This window comes from Pseudomonas sp. SH10-3B, assembly GCF_019891415.1.
Classification (GTDB): domain Bacteria; phylum Pseudomonadota; class Gammaproteobacteria; order Pseudomonadales; family Pseudomonadaceae; genus Aquipseudomonas.
This window is the reverse complement of the sequence record NZ_JAFLXD010000012.1, coordinates 38194-64162: the sequence shown is the minus strand read 5'-3', so window position 1 is coordinate 64162 and position 25969 is coordinate 38194. Positions and strand designations below refer to the sequence as shown.

26 protein-coding genes are annotated in these 25969 nt (G+C 60.4%); 10 read left to right on the top strand and 16 right to left on the bottom strand.

Translation table 11 applies throughout. The annotated features are described in order from the left end of the window. Positions 1-40 precede the first annotated feature (40 nt). The 4 genes from hflD to J1G35_RS11890 form a co-directional block, all read right to left on the bottom strand. Positions 41-664: a high frequency lysogenization protein HflD gene (hflD, locus tag J1G35_RS11905; protein ID WP_027606331.1), complete on the bottom strand. Its 624-nt coding sequence runs from the start codon at positions 662-664 to the stop codon at positions 41-43. After that, entirely contained in the window at positions 661-1785 is a 1125-nt protein-coding gene (mnmA, locus tag J1G35_RS11900) for a tRNA 2-thiouridine(34) synthase MnmA (protein WP_223015047.1), read from the bottom strand. Before mnmA ends, hflD begins: the two co-directional genes overlap by 4 nt. A gap of 59 nt (positions 1786-1844) precedes the next feature. Next, positions 1845-2291 (bottom strand): NUDIX hydrolase, encoded by a 447-nt coding sequence (locus tag J1G35_RS11895; protein ID WP_223015046.1) that lies wholly within the window; start codon positions 2289-2291, stop codon positions 1845-1847. A gap of 221 nt (positions 2292-2512) precedes the next feature. Further along, a complete protein-coding gene (locus tag J1G35_RS11890; protein WP_223015045.1) occupies positions 2513-4738 on the bottom strand; it encodes an NADP-dependent isocitrate dehydrogenase in 2226 nt (741 codons plus the stop codon). Between the two features lie 493 nt (positions 4739-5231). Between J1G35_RS11890 and icd the strand changes: the two genes are divergently transcribed. After that, positions 5232-6488, top strand: coding sequence for an NADP-dependent isocitrate dehydrogenase (gene icd / locus J1G35_RS11885; protein WP_053128506.1), 1257 nt, complete (start codon positions 5232-5234; stop codon positions 6486-6488). A gap of 79 nt (positions 6489-6567) precedes the next feature. Here icd and cspD read toward each other — a convergent pair whose 3' ends face one another. Next, complete coding sequence (cspD, locus tag J1G35_RS11880; protein ID WP_223015044.1) at positions 6568-6843, bottom strand: cold shock domain-containing protein CspD; 276 nt, start codon at positions 6841-6843, stop codon at positions 6568-6570. A gap of 225 nt (positions 6844-7068) precedes the next feature. Here cspD and clpS point away from each other — a divergent pair, with 225 nt between their 5' ends. Further along, entirely contained in the window at positions 7069-7437 is a 369-nt protein-coding gene (gene clpS, locus J1G35_RS11875) for an ATP-dependent Clp protease adapter ClpS (RefSeq protein ID WP_010567912.1), read from the top strand. Between the two features lie 29 nt (positions 7438-7466). After that, a complete protein-coding gene (clpA, locus tag J1G35_RS11870) occupies positions 7467-9737 on the top strand; it encodes an ATP-dependent Clp protease ATP-binding subunit ClpA (protein WP_053128508.1) in 2271 nt (756 codons plus the stop codon). Between the two features lie 184 nt (positions 9738-9921). Here the strand turns inward: clpA and infA are convergent, their stop codons facing one another. The 3 genes from infA to aat form a co-directional block, all read right to left on the bottom strand. Next, positions 9922-10140 carry a translation initiation factor IF-1 gene (gene infA / locus J1G35_RS11865; protein ID WP_002553999.1) on the bottom strand — a complete coding sequence of 73 codons (219 nt, stop codon included), beginning with the start codon at positions 10138-10140 and terminating at the stop codon, positions 9922-9924. Positions 10141-10240: 100 nt separating this feature from the next. Next, entirely contained in the window at positions 10241-10948 is a 708-nt protein-coding gene (locus J1G35_RS11860; protein WP_053128509.1) for an arginyltransferase, read from the bottom strand. A gap of 56 nt (positions 10949-11004) precedes the next feature. Then, a complete protein-coding gene (gene aat / locus J1G35_RS11855) occupies positions 11005-11685 on the bottom strand; it encodes a leucyl/phenylalanyl-tRNA--protein transferase (RefSeq protein WP_223015043.1) in 681 nt (226 codons plus the stop codon). A 497-nt stretch (positions 11686-12182) separates the two neighbouring features. On the opposite strand from aat, the gene J1G35_RS11850 reads away from it, so the two are divergent. From J1G35_RS11850 to cysG, 6 genes are read left to right on the top strand one after another with little or no spacing between them, the layout of a single operon-like run. After that, positions 12183-14591 carry a DNA translocase FtsK gene (locus tag J1G35_RS11850; protein WP_053128513.1) on the top strand — a complete coding sequence of 803 codons (2409 nt, stop codon included), beginning with the start codon at positions 12183-12185 and terminating at the stop codon, positions 14589-14591. 54 nt (positions 14592-14645) lie between these two features. After that, on the top strand, positions 14646-15269 hold the full coding sequence (gene lolA / locus J1G35_RS11845) for an outer membrane lipoprotein chaperone LolA (RefSeq protein ID WP_016975527.1): 624 nt from the start codon (positions 14646-14648) through the stop codon (positions 15267-15269). Positions 15270-15296: 27 nt separating this feature from the next. Beyond that, the gene (locus J1G35_RS11840; protein WP_027606344.1) at positions 15297-16619 is read left to right on the top strand and encodes a replication-associated recombination protein A; all 1323 of its coding nucleotides are present in this window, start codon (positions 15297-15299) and stop codon (positions 16617-16619) included. After that, the gene (gene crcB, locus J1G35_RS11835; protein ID WP_027606345.1) at positions 16619-16993 is read left to right on the top strand and encodes a fluoride efflux transporter CrcB; all 375 of its coding nucleotides are present in this window, start codon (positions 16619-16621) and stop codon (positions 16991-16993) included. Before J1G35_RS11840 ends, crcB begins: the two co-directional genes overlap by 1 nt. Positions 16994-17009: 16 nt before the next feature. After that, positions 17010-18290: a serine--tRNA ligase gene (serS, locus tag J1G35_RS11830; RefSeq protein ID WP_167655666.1), complete on the top strand. Its 1281-nt coding sequence runs from the start codon at positions 17010-17012 to the stop codon at positions 18288-18290. Then, positions 18291-19685 carry a siroheme synthase CysG gene (gene cysG, locus J1G35_RS11825; RefSeq protein WP_027606347.1) on the top strand — a complete coding sequence of 465 codons (1395 nt, stop codon included), beginning with the start codon at positions 18291-18293 and terminating at the stop codon, positions 19683-19685. Between the two features lie 129 nt (positions 19686-19814). On the opposite strand, the gene J1G35_RS11820 is transcribed toward cysG, so the two are convergent. The 6 genes from J1G35_RS11820 to tusD all read right to left on the bottom strand — a co-directional run bounded on the left by J1G35_RS11820 (position 19815) and on the right by tusD (position 23251). Continuing rightward, positions 19815-20810 (bottom strand): glutathione S-transferase family protein, encoded by a 996-nt coding sequence (locus J1G35_RS11820; RefSeq protein WP_223015042.1) that lies wholly within the window; start codon positions 20808-20810, stop codon positions 19815-19817. Between the two features lie 88 nt (positions 20811-20898). Next, entirely contained in the window at positions 20899-21900 is a 1002-nt protein-coding gene (locus J1G35_RS11815; protein WP_223015041.1) for a glycosyl transferase family protein, read from the bottom strand. Beyond that, positions 21897-22232 carry a TusE/DsrC/DsvC family sulfur relay protein gene (locus J1G35_RS11810; protein ID WP_053128521.1) on the bottom strand — a complete coding sequence of 112 codons (336 nt, stop codon included), beginning with the start codon at positions 22230-22232 and terminating at the stop codon, positions 21897-21899. Before J1G35_RS11810 ends, J1G35_RS11815 begins: the two co-directional genes overlap by 4 nt. Then, entirely contained in the window at positions 22229-22507 is a 279-nt protein-coding gene (gene tusB, locus J1G35_RS11805; RefSeq protein WP_053128523.1) for a sulfurtransferase complex subunit TusB, read from the bottom strand. The genes J1G35_RS11810 and tusB overlap by 4 nt, the downstream gene beginning before the upstream one ends. Further along, entirely contained in the window at positions 22507-22857 is a 351-nt protein-coding gene (gene tusC, locus J1G35_RS11800) for a sulfurtransferase complex subunit TusC (RefSeq protein WP_223015040.1), read from the bottom strand. The genes tusB and tusC overlap by 1 nt, the downstream gene beginning before the upstream one ends. A gap of 1 nt (position 22858) precedes the next feature. Next, positions 22859-23251: a sulfurtransferase complex subunit TusD gene (gene tusD / locus J1G35_RS11795; RefSeq protein WP_223015039.1), complete on the bottom strand. Its 393-nt coding sequence runs from the start codon at positions 23249-23251 to the stop codon at positions 22859-22861. A gap of 157 nt (positions 23252-23408) precedes the next feature. Here tusD and J1G35_RS11790 point away from each other — a divergent pair, with 157 nt between their 5' ends. After that, positions 23409-24584: a CaiB/BaiF CoA-transferase family protein gene (locus tag J1G35_RS11790; protein ID WP_223015038.1), complete on the top strand. Its 1176-nt coding sequence runs from the start codon at positions 23409-23411 to the stop codon at positions 24582-24584. A 96-nt stretch (positions 24585-24680) separates the two neighbouring features. Here the strand turns inward: J1G35_RS11790 and J1G35_RS11785 are convergent, their stop codons facing one another. After that, entirely contained in the window at positions 24681-25175 is a 495-nt protein-coding gene (locus J1G35_RS11785) for a SprT family zinc-dependent metalloprotease (protein WP_027606355.1), read from the bottom strand. Positions 25176-25304: 129 nt separating this feature from the next. Beyond that, complete coding sequence (locus tag J1G35_RS11780) at positions 25305-25907, bottom strand: Yip1 family protein (protein ID WP_027606356.1); 603 nt, start codon at positions 25905-25907, stop codon at positions 25305-25307. Between the last annotated feature and the right edge of the window lie 62 nt (positions 25908-25969).

Below are 25969 nucleotides of genomic sequence, written 5' to 3'. Positions count from 1 at the left end.
TATTACGCGTAACGGCTTGAAAATAGCCTGTTGGTGCGACTTATTCGTTGCGCATCAACGGGTAAAGCTCTTTGAGCAATTTGCGTCTGCTGATCACCAGCTGCCAACGATGACCGCCCAATTGTCGCCACAACCGTGCCGAACGAATACCGGCCAGCAGCAGTGCGCGGATTTTCGAGGCGTTGTTCGGTTGCTGCAGGTTGCGCATGTCGCCGTGCACCTGGATGCGCTGGCGCAAGGTGCTCAGGGTGTCCTGGTACAGCGCACCGCAGGCGGCGATCACGTTTTCGTGGGCCGGGCCGAAGTGTTCTACCTGGGACTGGATCTGTGGCAGGCGTTTGCCGATGGTTTCCAGCATGTCTTCGCGCTTGGCCAGTTGACGCTCGAGGCCGAGCATCGACAGGGCGTAGCGCAGCGGCTCGCGCTGCAAGGTGCTGGGGTCGCGCTCCAGGGCGCCGATCAGGGCGCGATAACCTTCACGCAGTGCGAGGTCGTCGCCGCCGTAGACTTCCAGGGTGTCCTTGGGGTCGCGGATCAGCAGGCTGCCGAGCATGCAGGTCAGGCCGGCTTCGGTGACCTGGCCGGTCTTGGCGATCTTGTCCACCAGAACGGCGGAGAGAAATACCCCGCCGAGTGCCGTCAATTGCTCCTGGGTCGGGCTCATGCCGGGTTGCTCCAGGCTTCGGCGACTTCAATCACGCCGCCGCCCAGGCAAATTTCGCCGTCATAGAACACCACGGACTGGCCTGGGGTGACCGCGCGTTGCGGGTCATCAAAGGTGGCGCGGTAGCCCGTCGCGGTTTTTTCCAGGGTGCAGGGCTGGTCGCTCTGGCGATAGCGCACCTTGGCCGTCAGGCGGCGCGGGGTGCTCAGGTCGATCGGGTTGACCCAATAGATCTCCGAGGCCAGCAGCGCGCCGGAGAACAGCAGCGGGTGTTCATTGCCCTGGCCGACGATCAGCACGTTGTGTTCCAGGTCCTTGACCAGCACGTACCACGGCTCTTCGCCAGCGTCCTTCAGGCCGCCGATGCCCAGGCCCTGGCGCTGACCGATGGTGTGGTACATCAGGCCGTGGTGACGGCCGATCACTTCACCCTCGGTGGTCTTGATCTCACCCGGCTGCGCCGGCAGGTACTGCTTGAGGAAGTCGCTGAAGCGGCGCTCGCCGATAAAGCAGATCCCGGTGGAATCCTTCTTCTTGGCGGTCGCCAGGCCGTGTTGCTCGGCGATCCTGCGCACTTCGGGCTTTTCCAGCTCGCCCACCGGGAACAGGGTCTTGGCGATCTGTTCACCGCCGACGGCGTGCAGGAAGTAGCTCTGGTCCTTGTTCGGGTCCAGGCCCTTGAGCAGTTCGGTGCGGCCATCGATGTCGCGACGGCGCACGTAGTGGCCAGTGGCAATCAGGTCGGCGCCAAGGATCATGGCGTAGTCGAGGAACGCCTTGAACTTGATTTCACGGTTGCACAGGATGTCCGGGTTCGGCGTGCGACCGGCCTTGTATTCGGCCAGGAAGTGCTCGAACACGTTGTCCCAGTACTCGGCGGCGAAGTTGGCGGTGTGCAGCTTGATACCGATCTTGTCGCACACGGCCTGGGCGTCCGCCAGGTCGTCCATGGCGGTGCAATATTCCGTTCCATCGTCTTCTTCCCAGTTCTTCATGAACAGGCCTTCCACCTCATAACCCTGCTCCATGAGCAGAACGGCGGAAACGGAAGAATCCACGCCGCCGGACATGCCGACGATGACGCGCTTCTTTTGTGTGTCAGAAGGGGCTGGATCACGCATAGGGTTTCAACGGGTGTCTTGAAAAAGGACGCGATTCTAGCAGGCCTGGGCCCGCAAGGCTAAAGAGAAGGGCGGATCAATTCCAGACTGTGACGCCGGCCGGCCAGATAATCATCGATACAGCGGATGATCAGCTCGCTGCGCCAGTCGTCGCGCACGGCCATCAGCTCGTCACGGCTCAGCCAGCGGGCGCGCACGATGCCTTCGTCAAGCTGATAGTCCGGGTGGTGTTTCAAGGCCTTGGCGGTGAAGCACACCCGTTGGTAGGTCACGCCGTTGCTGGGGGCGGTGTACAGGTAGATGCCGACGATGCCCGTGGCTTCCACGTCCCAGCCGGTTTCCTCGAGGGTTTCGCGCACGGCGGCCTCGGTCAGGGTTTCATGTGGGTCGAGGTGGCCGGCGGGCTGATTGAGCACGGCGCGGCCGCCCTTGAGTTCTTCGACCATCAGGAACTTGCCGTTGTCTTCGACGATGGTGGCGACGGTGATGTGGGGTTGCCAGGTCATGGGATGCCTCGATTCAAGATATGACGCGGTGTCTGGGCAGAATTACGGTCAGTGTGGGAGGGGTTCTACACCCCGATGACGGTGTGTCAGTTATCAATAGCTCGACTGATCCATCGCTATCGGGGGCAAGACCCCTCCCACATTTGATCCGGTTTCTTCCGTTGAACGGTAGAAACAGAAACCCCGGCACAGGGCCGGGGCTTCTTTGCAACCTTACAACCTTACTTCAACTTGGCAATTGCCGCGTTGAGGGTGTTGCTTGGGCGCATGGCCTTGCTGGTCAGCTCTGGGTTCGGCGCGTAGTAGCCGCCGATGTCCACTGGCTTGCCCTGTACGGCATTGAGCTCGGCAACGATGGTTGCTTCGTTCGCGGCCAGGGTTGTGGCCAGTTCGCCGAACTGCGCTTGCAGTGCAGTGTCTTCGGTCTGGGCGGCCAGGGCTTGGGCCCAGTACAGCGCCAGGTAGAAGTGGCTGCCGCGGTTGTCGATGTTGCCGACTTTGCGCGATGGCGACTTGTTGTTGTCGAGGAATTGGCCGGTGGCCTGGTCCAGGGTCTTGGACAGTACCAGGGCTTTCGGGTTGTTGTACGTCACACCCAAATGCTCGAGGGAGGCTGCCAGGGCCAGAAACTCGCCCAGGGAGTCCCAACGCAGGAAGTTTTCTTCCAGCAGTTGCTGTACGTGCTTCGGTGCCGAGCCGCCGGCGCCGGTTTCGAACAGGCCACCGCCATTCATCAGCGGTACGATCGACAGCATCTTGGCGCTGGTGCCCAGTTCCATGATCGGGAACAGGTCGGTCAGGTAGTCGCGCAGTACGTTGCCAGTCACCGAAATGGTGTCCAGGCCCTTGCGGGTACGTTCCAGGGTGAACTTCATCGCGTCGACCGGCGACATGATGCGGATGTCCAGGCCTTCGGTGTTGTGGTCTTTCAGGTAGGCCTGAACTTTCTCGACCACGACGCCGTCGTGAGCGCGCTGTGGGTCCAGCCAGAAGATGGCCGGGGTGTTGCTGGCGCGAGCACGGTTGACGGCCAGTTTGACCCAGTCCTGGATCGGCGCGTCTTGGGTCTGGCACATGCGGAAGATGTCGCCCGCCTCGACTTTCTGTTCCATCAGCAGGTTGCCCTTGCTGTCGGTCACGCGGACGACGCCGTCAGCCTTGACCTGGAAAGTCTTGTCGTGGGAGCCGTACTCTTCGGCTTTTTTCGCCATCAGGCCAACGTTTGGCACGCTGCCCATGGTGGTAGGGTCGAAGGCGCCGTTAGCCTTGCACTCTTCGATCACTGCCTGGTAGATGGTCGCATAGCAGCGATCCGGGATCACGGCCTTGGTGTCGTGCAACTGGCCATCGGTGCCCCACATTTTGCCGGAGTCACGGATCATGGCTGGCATCGAGGCGTCGACGATCACGTCGCTCGGCACGTGCAGGTTGGTGATGCCTTTGTCGGAGTTGACCATCGCCAGGGAAGGGCGAGCGGCGTAGACCGCCTGGATGTCAGCTTCGATCTGCGCCTGTTGCTCGGCCGGCAGGGCCTTGATGCGAGCGTACAGGTCGCCGATGCCGTTGTTCAGGTTGAAGCCGATCTGTGCCAGCACGTCTGCGTGCTTGGCCAGGGCGTCTTTATAGAACTCGGCAACGATCTGGCCGAACATGATCGGGTCGGAGACCTTCATCATGGTGGCTTTCAGGTGGACCGACAGCAGTACGCCTTGTTTCTTGGCGTCTTCGATTTCAGCGGCGATGAAGCTGCGCAGGGCTTTCTTGCTCAGTACTGCGCTGTCGATGATTTCGCCGGCCTTGACGCTGGTCTTTTCTTTCAGGACGGTGGTGGTGCCGTCTTGAGCGATCAGCTCGATTTTGACAGCGTCAGCGGCTTCGATCTGTACGGCTTTTTCGCTGCCGTAGAAGTCGCCGTTGTTCATGTGGGCAACGTGGGATTTGGAGTCGGCAGCCCAGGCGCCCATTTTGTGCGGGTGCTTGCGAGCATAGTTCTTAACCGACAGGGGGGCGCGGCGGTCGGAATTGCCTTCGCGCAGTACCGGGTTCACGGCGCTGCCCTTGACCTTGTCGTAACGTGCACGGGTTTCTTTTTCCGCGTCGGTGGTTACGGTTTCCGGGTAGTCCGGCAGGGCGTAGCCCTGGGCCTGCAGTTCCTTGATCGCCGCCTGCAGTTGCGGGGTCGAGGCACTGATGTTAGGCAGCTTGATGATGTTGGCTTCAGGCGTAACGGCCAGGTCGCCCAGTTCGGCGAGGTGGTCCGCGATAGCCTTGTCGCCCAGTTGCTCGGGGAAGCTTGCGAGGATGCGCCCTGCGAGGGAGATGTCGCGGGTTTCCACGGCAATATCAGCGGAAGCGGTGAAGGCCTCTACGATAGGCAGCAGTGAATAGGTGGCGAGGGCTGGGGCTTCGTCGGTGAAGGTGTAGATGATCTTCGAGCGGGTGGGCATATTCGGATTAACTCTCTTCTTTGCTGAAAGCGTGCGCAGAAACTCGAGATGCGCCGGGTGGAGCGCGTTCGTTCAAAGTCATCCATGAGCGAAAGGTCGAGGTTTCTTCGCGGTGATGTTGGGTTGCATCAGTCGAGCGTCAAGCGGGTGGACTATTGTATTAGTCCTGCTTTGTAGCGGAAGGCATTGTTCTAGAGCGGTCCGCCGTCGTGACTCTTTGGTCAGCGGCGGCATTATACATAGGTCGCTATGCTTACGCCGAGCCTTCATACAAAAGGTGTGTCGTCCATTGGTCTAAAGGTCGCAGGTACCGGGTTACGCCTAAAGTCGCATGATGTGCTCAAGATTGGCGCTTTTCCCTTTGCTTTCAGGCTTGTAGGCGACAATTTATGCTGTTTTCGATGCAAATGAGCATGGCGCGAGGTTTCAGTCGCCATTTATCTGGAGTAGGCTCGAACGCAGCCAGATGTTCAATCCATAGATGGAGTTCAGCATGGGATACAAGAAGATTCAGGTTCCGGCAGTCGGCGACAAAATCACCGTCAATGCAGACCATTCTCTCAATGTTCCTGACCAACCGATCATCCCTTATATCGAAGGTGACGGTATTGGCGTCGACATCAGCCCGGTGATGATCAAGGTGGTCGACGCCGCTGTTGAAAAGGCCTACGGCGGCAAGCGCAAAATCTCGTGGATGGAGGTTTATGCCGGTGAGAAAGCGACTCAAGTCTACGACCAGGACACCTGGCTGCCCCAGGAAACCCTGGATGCGGTCAAGGATTACGTGGTGTCCATCAAGGGCCCGCTGACCACCCCGGTTGGTGGCGGCATTCGTTCGTTGAACGTGGCCCTGCGCCAACAACTCGATCTTTATGTATGCCTGCGCCCGGTGCGCTGGTTTGAAGGTGTGCCCAGCCCGGTCAAGAAACCAGGTGACGTGGACATGACCATCTTCCGTGAGAACTCCGAAGATATTTACGCCGGGATCGAGTGGAAGGCCGGCTCGCCGGAAGCGACAAAGATCATCAAGTTCCTCAAGGAGGAAATGGGCGTCACCAAGATCCGTTTCGACCAGGATTGCGGCATTGGTATCAAGCCGGTATCGCTGGAGGGTACCAAGCGCCTGGCGCGCAAGGCCCTGCAATATGTAGTGGATAACGACCGCGACTCGCTGACCATCGTGCACAAAGGCAACATCATGAAATTCACCGAAGGCGCCTTCAAGGAATGGGCCTACGAAGTGGCGGCTGAAGAATTCGGTGCGACCCTGCTGGATGGCGGTCCGTGGATGCAGTTCAAGAACCCCAAGACCGGCAAGAATGTGGTGGTCAAGGATGCCATCGCCGATGCCATGCTCCAGCAGATCCTGCTACGTCCGGCTGAGTATGACGTGATCGCGACCCTCAACCTGAACGGCGACTACCTGTCCGACGCCCTGGCGGCAGAGGTGGGCGGTATCGGGATTGCGCCGGGCGCCAACCTGTCCGACACGGTGGCCATGTTCGAGGCCACCCACGGTACCGCGCCCAAGTACGCGGGCAAGGATCAGGTCAATCCGGGGTCATTGATTCTGTCGGCAGAAATGATGCTGCGCCACATGGGCTGGACCGAAGCGGCCGACCTGATCATCAAGGGTACCAACGGGGCTATCTCGGCCAAGACCGTGACCTATGACTTCGAGCGTTTGATGGAAGGGGCGAAGCTGGTGTCGTCGTCTGGTTTTGGCGATGCATTGATTTCGCATATGTAAAAGAGCACGAATAAAAACGGCCACCTCAACTTGGATTGAGGTGGCCGTTTTTTATCGCACCTACACACTCTGTGGCGGATCAGGCCGGTTGCGTGTTCTTATCAGCGTGCGGTGATGCGGCTTTTGCCGGTATTTCAGGTAGCACGGCCGCGATGTTTACAGCATGCAGTCCTTTGGGTCCTTGAATGATTTCAAAGGTGACTGCTTGGCCCGCTTTCAGCGTTTTATACCCGTCCATGGTGATCGCTGAGTAGTGAGCAAAAAGGTCCTCGCTTTTACCTTCTTCGAGAACAAAGCCATATCCTTTGGCGTTGTTGAACCACTTGACCTTGCCATTGATCTTGACGCCAGACATACCCATTTCCCTCTGCACCAGACTCCATCACTGGAGTATCATCCAGCTTATCCGTCCTAACCCGAATAAATAAGGTTGACTGCGCGGACCTTTTTTACCCACTGTGGGTTCTATTGGTTGTAACACCGATTTGCCGATAGTCAAGGCGACCGGGTGGTCAGGAGTTGAAATTCTGACAGGTCGCCCCCACCACTGTATTTGAACCACTGACGAACCTTTCTTTCCATGCATGCAATCAGCCAGATTCGACTAACATTCAATCAGGATCGACCGGATCACGAACACGATGACGACGGTTCTGCAGGCATTGCTGTTCAGGAGGCCAAGCCTGCTTTACAGGCGCCGCCGATGTACAAGGTGGTTTTGTTCAATGATGACTACACACCGATGGATTTCGTGGTCGAAGTACTCGAGGTGTTTTTTAACCTGAACCGCGAGTTGGCGACCAAGGTAATGCTGGCCGTTCACACAGAAGGACGGGCAGTATGTGGAGTGTTTACCCGTGACATCGCCGAGACAAAGGCCATGCAGGTCAACCAGTACGCCAGGGAAAGCCAGCATCCGCTACTCTGTGAAATCGAGAAGGACGGTTAACGCCGACCACTTGGGTATGAGGTGAAGCTATGTTAAACCGCGAGCTCGAAGTCACCCTCAATCTTGCCTTCAAGGAGGCTCGTTCGAAGCGTCATGAATTCATGACCGTCGAACACCTGCTGCTGGCACTTTTGGATAACGAAGCTGCCGCCACGGTTCTACGTGCGTGCGGCGCCAACCTCGACAAGCTCAAGCATGACCTGCAGGAGTTTATCGACTCCACCACGCCACTGATCCCCGTGCATGACGAGGACCGCGAAACCCAGCCGACCCTGGGCTTCCAGCGGGTGTTGCAGCGTGCTGTTTTCCACGTACAGAGCTCCGGTAAGCGTGAAGTCACGGGCGCCAATGTGCTTGTGGCGATCTTCAGCGAACAGGAAAGCCAGGCAGTGTTCCTGCTCAAGCAGCAGAGCGTTGCCCGTATTGATGTCGTCAACTACATCGCCCACGGTATCTCCAAGGTGCCTGGGCACGGCGATCATTCCGAGGGTGAGCAGGATATGCAGGACGACGAGGGCGGTGAGTCTTCTTCTTCAAGCAACCCGCTGGATGCCTATGCCAGCAACCTCAATGAGCTGGCGCGCCAGGGGCGGATTGATCCGTTGGTGGGGCGTGAGCTTGAGGTCGAGCGCGTAGCGCAGATCCTCGCGCGTCGCCGCAAGAACAATCCGTTGCTGGTGGGTGAGGCGGGCGTGGGTAAGACCGCGATTGCCGAAGGCCTGGCCAAGCGCATTGTCGACAACCAGGTGCCGGACCTGCTGGCCAACAGTGTCGTCTACTCCCTTGACCTGGGCGCGTTGCTCGCCGGGACCAAGTACCGTGGCGATTTCGAGAAGCGCTTCAAGGCGCTGCTCGGCGAGCTGAAAAAACGCCCGCAGGCGATCCTGTTCATCGACGAGATTCACACCATCATTGGTGCCGGTGCGGCATCCGGTGGGGTGATGGACGCCTCCAATCTGCTCAAGCCGCTGCTGTCGTCGGGTGATATCCGCTGCATCGGTTCGACCACCTTCCAGGAATTCCGTGGCATCTTCGAGAAGGACCGTGCCTTGGCGCGTCGCTTCCAGAAGGTCGACGTCTCCGAGCCGTCGGTTGAAGACACTATCGGCATCCTGCGCGGGCTCAAGGGCCGGTTTGAAGCGCACCACGGCATCGAGTACACCGATGAAGCGTTGCGTGCGGCGGCTGAGCTGGCGTCACGCTACATCAATGACCGGCACATGCCGGACAAGGCCATCGACGTGATTGACGAGGCGGGGGCCTACCAGCGCCTGCAGCCGGTCGAGAAGCGTGTGAAGCGCATCGACGTGCCTCAGGTCGAGGACATTGTCGCGAAGATCGCGCGCATTCCGCCAAAACACGTCAACAGTTCCGACAAGGAGCTGCTGCGTAACCTGGAGCGCGACCTCAAGCTCACGGTGTTCGGCCAGGACGCGGCGATCGATGCGCTGTCCACCGCGATCAAGCTGTCGCGTGCGGGCCTCAAGTCGCCGGACAAGCCCGTCGGTTCGTTCCTGTTCGCTGGTCCTACCGGTGTCGGCAAGACCGAGGCGGCACGGCAATTGGCCAAGGCCATGGGGATCGAGCTGGTGCGCTTCGACATGTCCGAATATATGGAGCGTCACACCGTGTCGCGCCTGATCGGTGCGCCTCCGGGCTATGTCGGTTTCGACCAGGGCGGCCTGTTGACCGAAGCGATTACCAAGCAGCCGCATTGCGTACTGCTGCTCGATGAAATCGAGAAGGCCCACCCGGAAGTCTTCAACCTGCTGCTGCAGGTGATGGACCACGGGACCCTGACCGACAACAACGGGCGCAAGGCGGACTTCCGCAATGTCATCGTGATCATGACCACCAACGCCGGTGCCGAGACAGCCGCGCGGGCTTCGATCGGCTTTACCCATCAGGATCACTCGTCTGATGCGATGGAAGTGATCAAGAAGAGCTTCACGCCGGAGTTCCGCAACCGTCTGGACACCATTATCCAGTTTGGTCGCCTCAGCCATGAGGTTATCAAGAGTGTGGTGGACAAGTTCCTCACCGAGCTCCAGGCGCAGTTGGAAGACAAGCGCGTGCAGCTGGATGTCACGGAGGCGGCGCGCAGTTGGATCGCCGAAGGTGGCTACGATGCGGCAATGGGCGCTCGTCCAATGGCGCGTCTGATCCAGGACAAGATCAAGCGGCCGCTGGCCGAGGAGATCCTGTTTGGCGAGCTTTCCGACCATGGTGGCGTGGTGCATATCGACCTGAAGGATGGCGAGCTGACCTTCGAGTTCGAAACCACGGCTGAAATGGCCTGATCGTTCTGCAGCAACACAAAAGGCGCCGAAAGGCGCCTTTTTGCTGTCTGAAATGCAATTCTTGGAGCAATGAAGATCCATTGTGGGAGGGGGCTTGCCCCCTCCCGCATGGGGTTTCAGGTGTCAGGTAAATCCGACCCACACAAAAACGCCCGGCATAACCGGGCGTTTTGTATTGACTTGCTTAGCGAGCGCGGTAAGTGATGCGCCCTTTGCTCAAGTCATAGGGCGTCAGCTCGACGCGCACTTTGTCACCGGTAAGAATACGAATGTAGTTCTTGCGCATCTTGCCGGAGATATGCGCGGTTACGACGTGCCCATTTTCCAACTCCACACGAAACATGGTGTTGGGCAGGGTGTCGACGACAGTGCCTTCCATTTCGAAGCTGTCTTCTTTCGACATGCAGTAAAGCCCTCGGTATCCAGTGAATGGCCCGGTGCAACTGCGCCAGGCAAAAGCGGCGTGCATTGTGCCCGAAAAAGGGTGTTTAAGCCAAGGGGTTCTAGTTAAGCGTGACCCATCTTTGATTAATCAGCAGTTCTATGGGCCGATATTGGGTCTTGTAGTTCATCTTTTTGCAGTTCTTGATCCAGTATCCGAGGTACACCGCCTCCAGTTCCAGGCGCAGTGCTTCACCGATTTGCCAGAGGATCGCAAAGCGCCCAAGGCTGCGACGCTCTTCGGCTGGCTCGTAGAAGGTGTAGACCGCTGAGAGGCCGTTAGGCAGCAAATCGGTCACGGCGACGGCCACCAGGCGGCCGTCCGCGCGAAACTCGTAGAAACGCGAGAACGGCAGGTCGCGCACCAGAAAGGTGGAAAACTGGTCGCGGCTGGGAGGGAACATATCGCCGTCGGCGTGGCGTTGCTCGATATAGCGCTGGTACAGGTCGAAGTATTCTTCGGTAAATCGCGGCTTGGCAGCCGTCACCGTCAAGTCGGCGTTGCGCTTGAGGATGCGCTTCTGATTACGGTCCGGGAGAAACTGCGCCACAGGGATGCGTGCCGGCACGCAGGCATTGCAGTTCTGGCAGTGAGGCCGGTACAGATGATCGCCGCTGCGCCGAAAACCCATTTCCGAGAGATCGGCATACACGTGCACATCCATTGGCTGGCTGGGGTCGAGGAACAGCGTGGTGGCCTGCTCGTCGGGCAGATAGCTGCAAGAGTGGGGTTGAGTGGCATAGAACTTCAAACGCGCCAACTCGGTCATGATCAACCCTCGGGATAAGCTTTGGAATAAGTGTAAGCCAGGTGGGCGGATGTCGCCTACGAAACCCACGGCCCAGAGCTGGGTTGGTCCAGGTGGTCACGCAGGAAACCTGCGAAGTCGCTGCGGGATATGGCGCGGGCGCCCAGGCTGTGCAGGTGATCGTTGGGCATCTGGCAGTCGATCAGTACAAAGCCCCAGGCCTGCAATTGCCGGGTCAATGTGGCAAAGCCGAATTTCGAGGCGTTATCGGCGCGACTGAACATCGACTCGCCGAAGAACAGCTGTCCCATCGCCAGGCCATACAGGCCGCCCACCAGCTCGCCGTTGTCCCATACCTCTACCGAATGGGCGTAACCGCTCTGGTGCAGCGTCAGGTAGGCGCTCTGTATGCCTTCGGTGATCCAGGTGCCATCAGCATACGCACGCGGCGCGGCGCACGCCTGGATGACGGCGGCAAAGTCCTGGTCGAAGGTCACGGTATAGCGCTGCTGGCGCAATAGTTTGCCCAGGCTGCGCGAGACATGCAGTTCGTCAGGGAATATCACGGTACGCGGATCCGGCGACCACCAGAGGATCGGCTGGCCCTCCGAGAACCAGGGGAAGCAGCCGTGGCGATAGGCTTGCACCAGTCGCTCGGCCGACAGGTCGCCACCGGCGGCGAGCAGGCCATTGGGTTCGCGCATGGCCTTGGCCAGCGGGGGGAATCTCAGTGAGTCGCGTTGTAACCAGGTCAGCATGGCATCCAGGCTTACGGAAGGGGAGGGGAGTGGCAGGCGGGTCGTCTGCCCCAAGGGTGTGATTATTGTCGACGCAGCGCCGTGGGGCCAGCCCGAATCGGCCGTTGGCGTGCATTAGCGTGAGCGGGTGTTTCTGCAACTCTATGCCAGGGGTGTGGTCGTATTCGGGTCTGGCCCATGCAGGCCATTTGCCAAGCTTGCCTGGATTGGTAAAAACAGCTCATAAGCCTTTGTCAGCAAAGACAATGCATGCTCAAATTGAACATGTTGTGACACACAATTGGCTATGCTGCTTGAAGAAAGCCAAGTGGCGTGGCAACAGGAACACAAACCCGTACAATGCGGCCATTGTGGCGTTATCGCCATTTCATCCAGCAATCGCCCAGTGTTAAAAGTAGATTCCACGACGTTCGTTCATTTTTCAGCTGCTCGGATTGGGCAGTATTTGCACTTATTCAACAGATGGACGCGCTAACAGGCGCAGGAAAAGACCCGTTTTGAAGAAATCCGCCGCAACACCTAAAGCAGCAGTCGTGCCGGCCTGGCGCCAGCACCTGCATTATCGACTCAAGGAAGGCGCGCTGATCGCTATCGGCGCGCTGTGCCTGTTCCTGATGATGGCCTTGCTCACCTATGGCAAGGACGATCCGGGCTGGAGTCACAACAGCAAGATCGAAGACGTGCAGAACTTCGGTGGGCCTGCCGGTTCCTACAGCGCCGATATCCTGTTCATGGTGCTGGGTTACTTCGCTTACATTTTCCCTTTGCTGCTGGCGATCAAGACCTGGCAGATCTTCCGCCAGCGTCATGAGCCGTGGCAGTGGAGCGGCTGGCTGTTCTCGTGGCGCCTGATCGGCCTGGTATTCCTGGTGCTGTCGGGTGCCGCCCTGGCGCATATTCATTTTCACGCACCCACCGGCCTGCCGGCGGGCGCGGGTGGGGCGCTGGGTGAGAGCCTTGGGGACCTGGCGCGCAAGACCCTGAATATCCAGGGCAGCACCTTGATGTTTATCGCGCTGTTCCTGTTCGGCCTCACGGTGTTCACCGACCTTTCGTGGTTCAAGGTGATGGACGTGACCGGCAAGATCACCCTCGACCTGCTGGAGCTGTTCCAGGGTGCAGCCAATCGCTGGTGGGCCGCACGGGTCGAACGCAAGCGCATGGTCGCCCAGTTGCGCGAGGTGGACACCCGCGTCAACGAAGTGGTGGCGCCCAGCACGCCGGACCGCCGTGAGCAGGCCAAGGTCAAGGAGCGTCTGATCGAGCGCGAGCAGGCCCTGAGCAAGCACATGTCGGACCGCGAGAAGCAGGTGCCGCCGGTGATCGCCCCTGCGCCGCCCAAGCCTGCCGAGCCGAGCCATCGTGTGCAGAAAGAGAAACAGGCGCCGTTGTTTGTCGACAGCGCCGTGGAAGGCACCTTGCCGCCGATCTCGATCCTCGACCCGGCCGAGAAGAAACAACTCAACTATTCCCCTGAGTCCCTGGCGGCCGTCGGCCATCTGCTGGAAATCAAACTCAAGGAATTCGGCGTCGAAGTGTCGGTGGACTCGATCCACCCCGGCCCGGTGATTACCCGTTACGAAATCCAGCCGGCCGCGGGTGTAAAAGTCAGCCGCATTTCCAATCTGGCCAAAGACTTGGCCCGCTCACTGGCCGTGACCAGCGTGCGCGTGGTGGAAGTGATTCCCGGCAAGACCACCGTCGGTATCGAGATTCCCAACGAAGACCGCCAGATCGTGCGCTTCTCCGAAGTGCTGTCGACGCCCGAATACGACAACTTCAAGTCGCCAGTCACCCTGGCCCTGGGCCACGATATCGGCGGCAAACCGGTGATCACCGACCTCGCAAAAATGCCTCACCTGCTCGTGGCCGGTACCACCGGTTCGGGTAAATCGGTGGGCGTGAACGCAATGATCCTGTCGATCCTGTTCAAGTCCGGCCCGGAAGACGCCAAGCTGATCATGATCGACCCGAAGATGCTCGAGCTGTCGATCTACGAAGGCATTCCGCACCTGCTGTGCCCGGTGGTCACCGACATGAAGGACGCCGCCAACGCCCTGCGTTGGAGCGTTGCCGAGATGGAACGTCGCTACAAGCTGATGGCGAAGATGGGCGTGCGTAACCTGTCGGGCTTCAATGCCAAGGTCAAGGAAGCCCAGGACGCTGGCACGCCGCTGAGCGACCCGCTTTACAAGCGCGAAAGCATTCACGACGAAGCGCCGCTGTTGAGCAAGCTGCCAACCATCGTGGTGGTGGTCGACGAATTTGCCGACATGATGATGATCGTCGGCAAGAAGGTCGAAGAACTGATCGCGCGTATCGCCCAGAAGGCCCGTGCTGCCGGTATTCACTTGATCCTTGCCACCCAGCGTCCGTCGGTGGACGTGATCACCGGCCTGATCAAGGCCAACATCCCGACCCGCATGGCGTTCCAGGTGTCGAGCAAGATCGACTCACGGACCATCATCGACCAGGGCGGCGCCGAGCAACTGCTGGGTCACGGCGACATGCTCTATATGCCGCCAGGTACCAGCCTGCCGATCCGGGTTCACGGCGCCTTCGTGTCCGACGATGAAGTGCACCGTGTGGTGGAAGCCTGGAAGCTGCGCGGCGCGCCTGAGTACAACGACGACATCCTTGCTGGTGTCGAAGAGGCCGGCAGCGGCTTCGACGGCGGCAGCAGCGGTGGCGACGATGATGCCGAAACCGACGCGCTGTACGACGAAGCCGTGGCGTTCGTGCTGGAAAGCCGCCGCGCCTCGATTTCTGCGGTGCAGCGCAAGCTGAAGATCGGCTACAACCGCGCCGCGCGCATGATCGAAGCCATGGAAAACGCTGGCGTCGTCACTGCAATGAACACCAACGGCTCGCGCGAAGTCCTTGCTCCTGGGCAGGCGCGCGACTGATTCCGTGCCGCGTGGCAGCACGCGGCGCGCCCTTACGACTCAATGAGGACTCCCATGCGTCTTATCCGCATGCTGTTGTTGCCGGCACTGGCCTTGACCGCTGTTTCGGCCCACGCTGACCCGGCCTCCGTCGCCAGCCTGAAAAACCTGTTGGACAAATCCCAGACCCTGACCGCGCGCTTTTCCCAGCTCACGCTGGATGCCGGTGGTACCCAGTTGCAGGAAACCGCTGGCGAGATGGCCGTGCAGCGCCCAGGGCTGTTCTACTGGCACACCGAAGGCAAGGCCGAGCAGACCATCGTCTCGGACGGCCAGAAAGTCACCCTGTGGGACCCGGACCTGGAGCAGGCGACCATCAAGAAGCTGGACCCGCGCCTGAACCAGACCCCGGCGCTGCTGCTCTCGGGCGACGTGTCGAAAATCAACGACAGCTTCGACATCACCTCCAAGCAAACCAGCAACGTGATCGAGTTCACCCTCAAGCCGAAATCCAAGGACACGCTGTTTGACACGTTGTCCCTGTCGTTCGGCAACGGCGTGATCAATAACATGCGCCTGGTCGACAGCGTCGGCCAGCGCACCGATATCCTGTTCTCCGGGGTCAAGGCCAACCAGCCGGTACCGGCGTCCAAGTTCAAGTTTGACATCCCCAAGGGTGCCGACGTGATCCAGGAATAAACTGCCCAGAGGTTTCAAACGCTGCCCATGGATCTGTTTCGAAGTGACCCGATTGCCCAGCCTTTGGCCGCGCGCTTGCGCTCGACCAATCTGGATGAGTACGTCGGTCAGGAACACCTGCTCGCTCGCGGCAAGCCGTTGCGCGAAGCCCTGGAGCAGGGTGCACTGCACTCGATGATTTTCTGGGGGCCGCCGGGCGTGGGTAAGACCACCCTGGCGCGGTTGCTGGCAAAAGTCTCGGATGCGCACTTCGAAACGGTCTCGGCCGTGTTGGCCGGGGTCAAGGAGATCCGCCAGGCCGTCGAGGTGGCCAAGCAGCAGGCCGGGCAATACGGCAAGCGCACCATCCTGTTTGTCGACGAAGTGCATCGCTTCAACAAGTCGCAGCAGGATGCGTTCCTGCCCTATGTCGAAGATGGCACGTTGATTTTTATCGGTGCCACCACCGAAAACCCTTCCTTCGAACTGAACAACGCCTTGCTCTCGCGTGCGCGGGTCTATGTGCTTAAAAGCCTGGACGAAGCCGCGATGCAAAAGCTGTTGCACCGTGCCCTGAGCGAAGACAAGGGCCTGGGCAAGCGCCAACTGAGCCTCAGCGATGAAGGCTTCAAGATTCTGCTAAGCGCCGCCGACGGTGATGGCCGGCGCTTTCTCAACCTGCTGGAGAACGCCTCCGACCTGGCCGAAGACGGCAGCGAGATTGGCGTCGACCTGCTGCAAAGCCTGCTTGGCGACACGCGTCGGCGTTTCGACAAAGGCGGTGAAGCCTTCTACGACCAGATTTCGGCGCTGCACAAATCCGTGCGTGGCTCCAACCCGGACGGCGCGCTGTATTGGTTTGCGCGCATGATCGACGGCGGCTGCGACCCGCTGTACCTGGCCCGCCGCGTGGTGCGCATGGCCAGTGAAGACATCGGCAACGCCGACCCGCGTGCCTTGAGCCTATGCCTGGCGGCCTGGGAAGTGCAGGAGCGCCTCGGCAGCCCGGAAGGTGAGCTGGCGGTGGCGCAGGCCATCACGTACCTGGCCTGCGCACCGAAAAGCAACGCGGTGTACATGGGCTTCAAGTCCGCCCTGCGCGCGGCTGCCGAACACGGCTCCCTCGAAGTGCCGCTGCACCTGCGCAATGCGCCGACCAAGTTGATGAAACAACTGGGCTACGGTGATGAATACCGCTATGCCCATGATGAGCCGGACGCCTATGCCGCCGGTGAAGACTATTTCCCCGATGAGCTTGAGCCGCAGCCGTTCTACCAGCCTGTGCCCCGTGGCCTGGAGCTGAAGATCGGTGAAAAGCTCAATCACCTCGCCCAACTCGACCGTCTTAGCCCCAAACAGCGGAGAAAGTAGTGTTCAAGACGATTCTTGCCGTGTCCGCAGCGGGCATCGCTGGTACATTATTGCGTTTCGCCACCGGTACGTGGGTGAGCGCCAATTGGCCGAAGCATTTTTATGCGGCGACCCTGGCGGTCAACCTGGTGGGTTGCCTGATCATCGGGTTGTTGTACGGCTGGTTCCTGTTGCGCCCGGAAGTACCGATTGAAATTCGCGCTGGCTTGATTGTCGGCTTTGTAGGCGGTCTGACGACCTTTTCATCCTTTTCACTGGATACGCTGCGCTTGCTGGAAAGCGGGCAGGCCCTGGTCGCCTTCGGGTACCTCGGCATCAGCGTGTTCGGCGGGCTGCTCGCCACCTGGGCCGGCCTGTCCTTGACCAAACTTTGATAAACGAGAGACCGACATGCTCGATTCCAAACTGTTACGTAGCAACCTTCAGGACGTAGCGGACCGCCTGGCATCCCGTGGCTTTGCCTTGGATGTTGCGCGCATCGAAGCGCTGGAAGAACAGCGCAAGACCGTCCAGACCCGCACCGAAGCACTGCAGGCTGAGCGGAATGCGCGTTCCAAATCCATCGGTCAGGCCAAGCAACGTGGCGAAGACATCGCGCCGTTGATGGCGGACGTCGAGCGCATGGGCACCGAGCTGTCCGACGGCAAGGTCGAGCTGGAAGGCATTCAGTCCGAGCTGGATTCGATCCTGCTGGGTATTCCCAACCTGCCGCACGAGTCCGTGCCGATTGGCGAAGACGAAGACGGCAACGTCGAAGTGCGTCGCTGGGGCACGCCAACCGCCTTTGATTTCGAGATCAAGGACCACGTCGCCCTGGGCGAATTGACCGGTGGCCTGGATTTCGAAACCGCCGCCAAGATGTCCGGTGCGCGCTTTGCCTTGCTGCGCGGCCCGATCGCACGCATGCACCGTGCCCTGGCGCAGTTCATGATCAACCTGCACACCGGCGAGCACGGTTACGAAGAGGCTTACACCCCGTACCTGGTACAGGCGCCGGCGCTGATGGGCACCAGCCAGCTGCCGAAGTTCGAGGAGGACCTGTTCAAGATCAGCCGCGATGGCGAAGCCGATCTGTACCTGATCCCGACCGCCGAAGTGTCGCTGACCAATATCGTTGCCGGCGAGATCCTCGATGCCAAGCAACTGCCGCTCAAGTTCGTCGCCCACAGCCCGTGCTTCCGCAGTGAAGCCGGCGCCTCGGGTCGTGACACCCGCGGCATGATCCGCCAGCACCAGTTCGACAAGGTCGAGATGGTGCAAGTGGTTGAGCCGTCGACCTCCATGGAAGCCCTGGAAGGCCTGACCGCCAACGCCGAACGCGTCCTGCAACTGCTGGAGCTGCCGTACCGCGTCCTGGCGCTGTGCACCGGCGACATGGGCTTCAGCGCCGTGAAGACCTACGACCTCGAAGTGTGGGTACCCAGCCAGGACAAATACCGCGAGATTTCCTCGTGCTCCAACTGCGGTGATTTCCAGGCCCGGCGCATGCAGGCGCGTTTCCGTAACCCGGAAACCGGCAAGCCGGAGCTGGTGCACACCCTCAACGGTTCGGGCCTGGCTGTAGGTCGTACCCTGGTGGCCGTGCTGGAAAACTACCAGCAGGCTGACGGTTCGATCCGTGTACCTGAAGTGCTCAAGCCGTACATGGCGGGCGTTGAGGTCATCCGCTAAATGGAATTTCTGCCGCTGTTTCATAACCTGCGCGGCAGTCGTGTGTTGGTCGTCGGTGGGGGGGAGATTGCCTTGCGCAAATCCCGCCTGCTGGCTGACGCCGGCGCAGTGCTGCGGGTGGTTGCTCCCCAGATCGAAGACCAGTTGCGTGAGTTGGTGCAGGGCAGTGGCGGGGAAATGATTCTGCGCGGTTATCAGGAGGCCGACCTTGAAGGCTGCACCCTGATTATCGCGGCGACCGACGACGAGCCACTAAACGCGCAAGTGTCCAGTGACGCCAAGCGTCGTTGCGTACCGGTCAATGTGGTGGACGCGCCGGCCTTGTGCAGCGTGATCTTCCCGGCGATCGTCGACCGTTCGCCCTTGGTGATCGCGGTGTCCAGCGGCGGCGATGCGCCGGTGCTGGCGCGCTTGATCCGCGCCAAGCTGGAAACCTGGATTCCGTCCACCTACGGCCAGTTGGCCGGGCTGGCGGCGCGGTTTCGTGCCCAGGTCAAAGGTTTGTACCCGGATGTGCAGCAGCGTCGGGCGTTCTGGGAAGAAGTATTCCAGGGCCCGATTGCCGACCGTCAGTTGGCCGGGCAGGGCGATGAGGCTGAGCGTCTGTTGATCGAAAAGGTCAACGGCGCGCCGCCTTATGCGCCGGGCGAGGTGTATCTGGTAGGGGCTGGCCCGGGCGACCCGGACCTGCTGACCTTCCGTGCGCTGCGCCTGATGCAGCAAGCCGACGTGGTGCTGTACGACCGTTTGGTGGCGCCGGCGATTCTGGAACTGTGCCGTCGTGATGCCGAGCGCATCTACGTCGGTAAACGCCGCGCTGACCACGCCGTGCCGCAAGACCAGATCAACCAGCAACTGGTGGACCTGGCCAAGCAAGGCAAGCGCGTGCTGCGCCTCAAGGGTGGCGATCCGTTCATCTTTGGCCGTGGCGGTGAAGAAATCGAGGAACTGGCGGCCCATGGCATCCCGTTCCAGGTGGTGCCGGGGATCACCGCAGCCAGTGGTTGCGCGGCGTACGCCGGGATTCCGCTGACCCATCGCGACTATGCGCAGTCGGTACGCTTTATTACCGGGCACTTGAAGAATGGGACGTCGGACCTGCCTTGGAGTGACCTGGTAGGGCCGTCGCAGACCTTGGTGTTCTACATGGGCTTGATTGGCTTGCCGATCATCTGTGAGCAACTGATCAAGCATGGTCGTGCGGCGGATACCCCGGCGGCGTTGATCCAGCAGGGCACCACGTCCAACCAGCGCGTGTTTACCGGCACCCTGGCAGACTTGCCGCGCATGGTGGCGGAGCATGAAGTGCATGCGCCGACACTGGTGATCGTCGGTGAGGTGGTGGTGTTGCGCGAGAAGCTGAAGTGGTTTGAAGGCGCCCAGTCACAAGTCTGAGCACCTGCGCACACATCGACTGTAGGAACGAGCTTGCTCGCGAAAATCGTCAACGATAACGCGCCCATCCTGAATGCACGCGGTGTTTTTGAGTTATTCGCGAGCAAGCTTGCTCCTACGGGTTTTGTATCAGCTCCAAATGCCTTTGCTGGTTAGTCGCGCTCGATCATGCCCGGCATCAAACGCCTGCAACGGCCCCTTCGGCACAATCCCCGTCGGGTTGATGGTGCGGTGGCTCGCATAGTAATGCCCCTTGATATGCTCGAAATCCACCGTCTCGGCCACGCCCGGCCACTGATACATCTCCCTCAACCAGTTCGACAAGTTCGGATAATCGGCAATCCGCCGCAGATTGCATTTGAAGTGGCTGTAATACACCGCGTCAAAACGAATCAGCGTGGTGAACAAACGCACATCCGCCTCGGTCAGGTACTCGCCGGCCAGATAGCGATGGTCGCCCAAGTGCTGCTCGAGGTGATCCAGTTCGGCAAACACATCATCAAACGCGCTTTCATAGGCTTTTTGTGAGGTGGCAAAGCCTGCGCGGTATACGCCATTGTTCACGGCCGGGTAGATCCGCTCGTTCAGCCCATCGATGGTCGCGCGCAGCGGCTCGGGGTAGAAGTCCAGGGTGTTGCCGGTCAGCCCGTTGAACGCGCTGTTGAACATGCGGATGATCTCCGCCGATTCATTGCTGACGATGCGATTGAGCTGCTTGTCCCACAGCACCGGCACGGTGACGCGGCCGGTGTAGTCGGCGGTGTCGGCGGTATAGCGCTGGTGCATGAATTCGAAACCATCGAGCTTATCGCCGGTGGAGCCGTGGGCCTTGTCGAAGGTCCAGCCGTTTTCCAGCATCAGCCAACTGACCACGGACACGTCGATCAAGCTTTCCAGGCCCTTGAGCTTGCGCAGGATCAGGGTGCGATGGGCCCATGGACAGGCCAGGGACACGTAGAGGTGATAACGACCGGCCTCGGGCTTGAAGCCGCCTTCGCCGCTGGGCCCAGGCTGGCCATCGGCGGTCACCCAGTGGCGGCGCTGTGCCTGTTCCCGCTGGAAAGCGCCATCTGCGCTACTTTCGTACCACTGGTCTTTCCAGTGTCCTTCGATCAGCAAACCCATGACTGGCTCCTTGGCTAATAAGCGTTGGAGCCCAGTCTAAAGGGATGAGTTCGAACTAAAAGCGCAAAGACCGGGCGGGAATGATCGATTAAATCGATTTGTCCCGTGCATCCCAGTATTGCCGGGCCAATTCGAATGCCTGCTCCCGTGGGTGGCCAAGGCCGCGCAAGGCCAGGGCCATGGTGGCGATCAGCGCCAGTTGCGGGTAGCTGTCCTCTACGTCGCCGCGCCACACGGCCTTCAAGTGTTCAGGCTCCAGGGTTGCCGGCTTGACGTGACGCTGGTCGGAGAGGGCGGGCCATTCTTCATCCCAGCTTTCGCCACCGGTGGTGCCGTAGAGGTGGCTGATCGTATCGGGGTTGATCTCGACTTCGCCGCCGTCGCCCTTCACCACAATCACATGGTCGCCAAGCAGGCCGCTGGCATCGCGGTGCACGCCCTGGTAACCAGGGTGGAAAATGCTTTGCAGGCCGCAGCGCGCATTCAGCGGATTGAGCAGGCGCGCCAGGGAGTGGATCGGCGAGCGCAGGCCCAGGGTGTTGCGCAGGTCGATCATGCGTTGCAGTTGCGGCGCCCAATCGCCCAGCGGGATAAACGTCAGGTTGCCTTGTTCAAACGCGGTCCCGACCTGCTGCCAATTACGGCACAGCGGGATGTGCAGGGTTTGCAGCAATTGTTCGGTGTACAGCCGGCCCGCCGTGTGTGCGCCGCCGCCGTGCATGAGAATGCGCACGCCATTTTGCGCCAGGCACTTGGCCGCCAGCAGGAACCACGGCAGATGGCGTTTCTTGCCGGCGTAGGTCGGCCAGTCGACATCCACATTCAGTGCCGGGGCGTCCAGGCGTTCGCGCACGGCTTCGGTAAAACCGGCGAGTTCTTCCGGGCTTTCTTCCTTGTGGCGCAGCAGCATCAGGAAGGCGCCGAGCTGGGTGTCTTCGACTTTTTCGTCGAGCAGCATGCCCATGGCTTCGCGGGCCTCGTCGCGGGTGAGGTTGCGCGCGCCGCGCTTGCCTTTGCCCAGGATGCGCACGAACTGCGCAAACGGATGCTCGGCAGGGGTTTCAAGGGTCAGCGGGGCGAAGTCGGTCATAAGCAATTCGTCGGTCTGGGCAGGCCCGCCAGCTTGGCGGCGAGTTTGGCGGGAGTGCCGTTGAACAGTCTGTTGAGGTGCAAGCTGTTGCCCTTTTCCGGGCCCAGCTTCAAGGCCGTGTACTTGATCAGCGGCCGCGTGGCAGGGGACAGCTGGAATTCGGCATAGAACTGGCGCAGCAGTTCGAGGATCTGCCAATGATCTGCGGTCAATTCCAGGCCTTCGACGGCGGCCAGGGCATTGGCCACCTCATCGGACCATTCATTCAGGTCGACGAGGTAACCGTCCTTGTCCAGGTCCAGGGTGCGCGCGCCTATGGTCAGGGTGTTCATAGCCAGGTGTTGACCTTGCTGTAGTCGAGCGACAGCTGCACGAAACCCGGGTAGTCCACGCTGTCGGCCCAATCCGGCAGCGGCAGATTGCGCGCCTGCATGTCTTCGGCCAGCACAAAAACCTTTATGCCCTTGGTGTGCAGGGCCGCGTTATGCAGCCCATAGGCGCCATCGCCGCAGAGCAGGATCGCGTCTTCGGCGCCACAGATACGCAGGCAACTGTCGAGGCGGCTATCGGTAAACGGGGAGTGGGAAACCACATGTAGAGTCGACATCAGAGGGTCATCACCTGGTCGTAACGGTCAATCAGCTTGGCGATCGCTTCGCTGTCCAGCGACTGGGCATTGGCCAGCTGCGTCAGCCCGCGCTCACCCAGGCTATGGCTGCAGGCGAACACGTCATCGATGCCGAACAGGCCCAACGCCTGCAAGTTAGCGCTGAGGTCCTTTTGCTGCACGGCCTTGGCATCCTGGTGCGGCGCCAGTTGGAACACGCCGTCATCCATGAACAGCACGCCGATCGGCAGATCGAATGCGCCTCCGGCCAGCACGATATCCAGCGCTTCGCGCGCGCTCGGCCCGGACCAGGGCGCCTGGCGGCTGATCACCAATAAGGATTTGGACATGTCACGGCCCTCCAAAACAGATCAGGCGGTCGGCAGCCTGGGCGGCGTCGTGCAATTGCCCCAGGCCCGACAACGCCCAGGGCGCATCCAGATTGACTGCGCTGCGTTGATAGCGTGTGGCTTCCTCCGTGTTCAGCACGCCGCGACGCAAGGCGGCGGCGATGCACACCACGCCGTCCAGCTGATGCGTGCTGACAAACTCGCGCCATTGGCGGGCGATGTCCTGCTCATCCTGGGGCGTAACGAGGGTGTTGGAGGCGTTGTAGATGCCATCCTGATAGAAGAACAGCCGCACAATCTCATGCCCGCCGGCCAACGCCGCCTGGGCAAACAGCAGGGCGCGGCGCGAGGAGGGCGCGTGGGCGGCGGAAAACACTGCAATCGCAAACTTCATGGAACACTCTGCAAGCAAACGTGGGGCAATGATAAGGCCGCTGCCGCGAAAAAGCCCGCCGCGATCAAAACAGTCACTCTCGATGATCGTTCTGACGATTGCCGGTAGGCGCCAGGCTGCCTAGTCTGTTGGCATTCAAAACCCAAATGGAGTTCCCATGTCAGGCCCCTTGGCGTCCCTCAAAGTGTTGGATTTTTCCACCTTGCTGCCTGGCCCGTTTGCATCGTTGATGCTGGCGGACATGGGCGCTGAGGTGCTGCGCATCGAATCGCCGACGCGCATGGACCTGTTGCGTGTATTGCCACCCCATGACCAGGGGACTTCGGCCAGCCATGCCTATCTCAACCGCAACAAACGCAGCCTGGCGCTGGATTTGAAGCAGGCCGAAGCGCTGGAGATCGTCCGCGAACTGGTCAAGGACTACGACATTGTCCTCGAACAATTTCGCCCCGGAGTGATGGAGCGCCTGGGCCTGGGTTACGAGGCGCTGAAGGCGATCAACCCGCGGCTGATTTATGTGTCGATCACCGGTTACGGCCAGACCGGCCCTTACAAGGACCGCGCCGGGCATGACATCAACTACCTGGCACTGGCCGGGGTGGCCAGTTACACCGGGCGCCAGGACAGCGGGCCATTACCGTTGGGCGTGCAGTTGGCGGACGTGGGCGGCGGTTCGCTGCATGCGGTGGTGGGGCTTCTCGCTGCCGTCATTTCCCGGCAGCAGAGCGGGGTCGGCCAATACCTGGATGTCAGCATGACCGATTGCTCGTTCAGCCTGAATGCCATGGCCGGTGCGGGTTACCTGGCCTGCGGGGTCGAGCCGGAATGGGAGGGCCATGTGCTCAATGGTGGCAGTTTCTACGACTACTACCGCTCTCGGGACGGGCGCTGGATGTCAGTGGGCAGTCTGGAGCCGGCCTTCATGCAGCGATTGTGTGAAGCGTTGGGGCGCCCGGAACTGGCCGCGCAGGGCTTGAAGCCTGAGCAGCAGCTGGCGCTTAAGCAGGCCTTGCAGGTGGAGTTCGAGAAGCGCAGTTTCGAGCAATTGTGCGAGCTGTTTGCCGGGGTGGATGCCTGCGTGGAGCCTGTACTGACGCTGAGCGAAGCCGTGGCCCATCCGCAGTTAAAGGCGCGGGCGCTGGTCAGCCAGGTGCCCAGGGGCGATGGTTCGAGCCAGGCGCAGATTGCCTGCCCGTTGAAGTTTTCGGAAGGGTTGCCAGCGCCCCGGCACATTGGCGTCGCCGTGGGCGCGCACAGTGATGAAGTGTTGGCGGAGCTGGGCTTGAGCCCGCAGCGCATCAGCGAGCTGCGCAGCTCCAAGGTGATTATGTAGTGGCTGGGCGGACGCTATCGGGAGCAAGCCGCCTCCCACATTCAGGCCTGTGAATACGATCAAAATGTGGGAGGGGGCTTGCTCCCGATGAGGCCTTTATTCCACCCGGGTTTCGCCGGTAAATACCAATGTCTGCCGACAGCGCCGACACAGGTACCGTCGCCCCTGAGCCACCATGCCATGGCGCTGCGACGAAAACGGGAAGTCGCTGTCGGCACACGGGCAACGGTAGATATAGCGGGTCACCTGGCGACGCTTCACGGCATAGGTGTGGCAACGGTCCGGCGGCAGTTCGTAAACCCCACGCATGATCAGTTGCCATTCCTCGCCATGGGGCTGAATGCGCTCGCCAAACAATTGGTGGGCGATCAGGTGCGCCACCTCATGGGCCACGGTCTGTTTCAGGAAGTGTTGGCTGTTTTCTCGGTACAACTGTGGGTTGAAGCGCAGCAGGTTCTCGTGCAAATGCGCGACACCGGCCTTTTGGCCCCGCAGCTTGAGGCTGACCTGGGGGCGTTTGAAGCTTCGTTTGAAAAAGGATTCGGCTTGCAGGAAACAATCTTCGACGCGGGTATTGAGTTGCTCGGGCATGCTGTACATATCTCCAGAGGCGTCCAGTATGCCGCAAAGCGCTGTGTTTCCGAATCTGTCAGGCGCCGAATGGTCATGCATAACGTAAAAGGCCACCTTGCGGTGGCCCTGCCTTCACGATTGAACGGGTTAGTTGGTGTAGATGGGTCCTACGCCCAGCCCCCAGACAATCACGGTAAACGCCATGATCGCCACCAGCACCACCAGTCCTACGGCCAGTATCGAGCTGGAAAACAGGAAGCCTTCATCCGGGTCGATGCTCATGAAGGTCGGTACGCCGACATACAGCAGGTACACCGTGTAGCAAATCGCCGCAGTGCCCACCACCATGCCCAGCCACATATGCGGGTAGAGCGCCGCCAGCCCGCCGATAAACAGGGGGGTCGCGGTATAGGTGGCAAACGCCACGCACCGCGCCATGCTGGGGTTGGCGTCGTAGGTGCGGGCCATCCAGTGGATGAACGCGCCCATCACCGCCACGCCGCCGAGCATGGCCGCGTAGGACATGAGAGTCATCCACAGCGCACTTTCCTGGGTCAGCATGACCGGTGAGCGGTTGCCGATGACCCAGCCGACCTGGGTGGTACCGATAAAAGCGGATACGGCGGGGATCGCCGCGAGAATCAGGGTGTGAGTGAGGTACATGTGGCCGATGCTTTCTTCTTTATCGCCACGAATTTCCCGCCATTCCTGGTCGGGATGGGTAAACAGCCCCACGACGTGATGGATCATGCCAGTCACTCCTGTCGTTATTACCATCGCCCCCCATCGGAGCGCCTACGGGCCAAATGGCC

Coding starts and splice junctions, on each gene's coding strand:
- J1G35_RS11890 (WP_223015045.1), bottom strand. CDS start 4,738: ATGCCCACCCGCTCGAAGATCATCTACACCTTCACCGACGAAGCCCCA.
- J1G35_RS11895 (WP_223015046.1), bottom strand. CDS start 2,291: ATGACCTGGCAACCCCACATCACCGTCGCCACCATCGTCGAAGACAAC.
- cspD (WP_223015044.1), bottom strand. CDS start 6,843: ATGTCTGGCGTCAAGATCAATGGCAAGGTCAAGTGGTTCAACAACGCC.
- tusB (WP_053128523.1), bottom strand. CDS start 22,507: ATGTCGACTCTACATGTGGTTTCCCACTCCCCGTTTACCGATAGCCGC.
- infA (WP_002553999.1), bottom strand. CDS start 10,140: ATGTCGAAAGAAGACAGCTTCGAAATGGAAGGCACTGTCGTCGACACC.
- icd (WP_053128506.1), top strand. CDS start 5,232: ATGGGATACAAGAAGATTCAGGTTCCGGCAGTCGGCGACAAAATCACC.
- J1G35_RS11810 (WP_053128521.1), bottom strand. CDS start 22,232: ATGAACACCCTGACCATAGGCGCGCGCACCCTGGACCTGGACAAGGAC.
- J1G35_RS11790 (WP_223015038.1), top strand. CDS start 23,409: ATGTCAGGCCCCTTGGCGTCCCTCAAAGTGTTGGATTTTTCCACCTTG.
- tusC (WP_223015040.1), bottom strand. CDS start 22,857: ATGTCCAAATCCTTATTGGTGATCAGCCGCCAGGCGCCCTGGTCCGGG.
- J1G35_RS11815 (WP_223015041.1), bottom strand. CDS start 21,900: ATGACCGACTTCGCCCCGCTGACCCTTGAAACCCCTGCCGAGCATCCG.
- clpA (WP_053128508.1), top strand. CDS start 7,467: ATGTTAAACCGCGAGCTCGAAGTCACCCTCAATCTTGCCTTCAAGGAG.
- J1G35_RS11780 (WP_027606356.1), bottom strand. CDS start 25,907: ATGATCCATCACGTCGTGGGGCTGTTTACCCATCCCGACCAGGAATGG.
- tusD (WP_223015039.1), bottom strand. CDS start 23,251: ATGAAGTTTGCGATTGCAGTGTTTTCCGCCGCCCACGCGCCCTCCTCG.
- J1G35_RS11840 (WP_027606344.1), top strand. CDS start 15,297: ATGGATCTGTTTCGAAGTGACCCGATTGCCCAGCCTTTGGCCGCGCGC.
- J1G35_RS11820 (WP_223015042.1), bottom strand. CDS start 20,810: ATGGGTTTGCTGATCGAAGGACACTGGAAAGACCAGTGGTACGAAAGT.
- serS (WP_167655666.1), top strand. CDS start 17,010: ATGCTCGATTCCAAACTGTTACGTAGCAACCTTCAGGACGTAGCGGAC.
- aat (WP_223015043.1), bottom strand. CDS start 11,685: ATGCTGACCTGGTTACAACGCGACTCACTGAGATTCCCCCCGCTGGCC.
- hflD (WP_027606331.1), bottom strand. CDS start 664: ATGAGCCCGACCCAGGAGCAATTGACGGCACTCGGCGGGGTATTTCTC.
- clpS (WP_010567912.1), top strand. CDS start 7,069: ATGCATGCAATCAGCCAGATTCGACTAACATTCAATCAGGATCGACCG.
- mnmA (WP_223015047.1), bottom strand. CDS start 1,785: ATGCGTGATCCAGCCCCTTCTGACACACAAAAGAAGCGCGTCATCGTC.
- cysG (WP_027606347.1), top strand. CDS start 18,291: ATGGAATTTCTGCCGCTGTTTCATAACCTGCGCGGCAGTCGTGTGTTG.
- J1G35_RS11860 (WP_053128509.1), bottom strand. CDS start 10,948: ATGACCGAGTTGGCGCGTTTGAAGTTCTATGCCACTCAACCCCACTCT.
- lolA (WP_016975527.1), top strand. CDS start 14,646: ATGCGTCTTATCCGCATGCTGTTGTTGCCGGCACTGGCCTTGACCGCT.
- J1G35_RS11785 (WP_027606355.1), bottom strand. CDS start 25,175: ATGCCCGAGCAACTCAATACCCGCGTCGAAGATTGTTTCCTGCAAGCC.